Annotated in this window: 2 protein-coding genes; both read right to left on the bottom strand. The window is 47.0% G+C overall.

The window, feature by feature from the left end:
• Positions 1-177: LysR family transcriptional regulator (locus KIV40_RS33585; RefSeq protein WP_285353747.1), on the bottom strand; the 177-nt coding region annotated here is incomplete at its 3' end.
• Between the two features lie 125 nt (positions 178-302).
• Positions 303-680 carry an MAPEG family protein gene (locus KIV40_RS33580; RefSeq protein WP_285353745.1) on the bottom strand — a complete coding sequence of 126 codons (378 nt, stop codon included), beginning with the start codon at positions 678-680 and terminating at the stop codon, positions 303-305.
• Positions 681-702 lie beyond the last annotated feature (22 nt).

Below are 702 nucleotides of genomic sequence, written 5' to 3'. Positions count from 1 at the left end.
CGGCTCTACTGTTCGGCCAATGCGTTCAAACAGCTCAACAGCCAGTACGTCTTCCAAGTTGGCGATGACTTGCCCTGTGGTCGTTCTGTGCTTGTTGAGCTTTGCTGCAGCTTTACTAAAAGAGCGTTCTTCATAAACAGTAACGAATGCCAAAAGCTGCTCAATGCTAAAATTCATGGTGTGGCCTTTCCCTGTATCCATGTAATGCTATTACTTAAAACTAACACTAATTCAGCAAATTACCACGAAATTGAATCGGAGTTACGACATGCACTGCGGGCATTCGTCGTGAATCAGAACGACTAACTGACGATGCACTGACCCATGATGACAAATGAGCAACCAATCGCCACCGCCCAACATACTGAACGCAACACGCCGATATTGAGTAAATAGAGGGCATGGTAAGCAACTCTGAAACCAACGTGCAGTATCGCCAAAAGCTCGATAGTGCCAGTTATTGTGCCTGTCGCTATGGCCAGCAAAATAGCCGATGCGAAGACGATAAGGGACTCAAAAGCGTTCTGGTGTGCAGCCAGCGCTCGCGCGCCAAAGCCCTTTAACTTTGCTTGTTGTTCTCGTGGATGATGATTGTCGTAACCACCAAGCTTATTCATCGCGATGGCAACGGGTATTTTCGCTCGATAAGGAAGCAGCGCAGCAGCGATCAAGCTATACATTAAGGTATTCACATTATCATCC

The sequence above is a fragment of the Vibrio sp. D173a genome (assembly GCF_030248475.1).
Note: the sequence above shows the minus strand (reverse complement) of the source record. Positions and strands in the feature narration are given on the sequence as shown.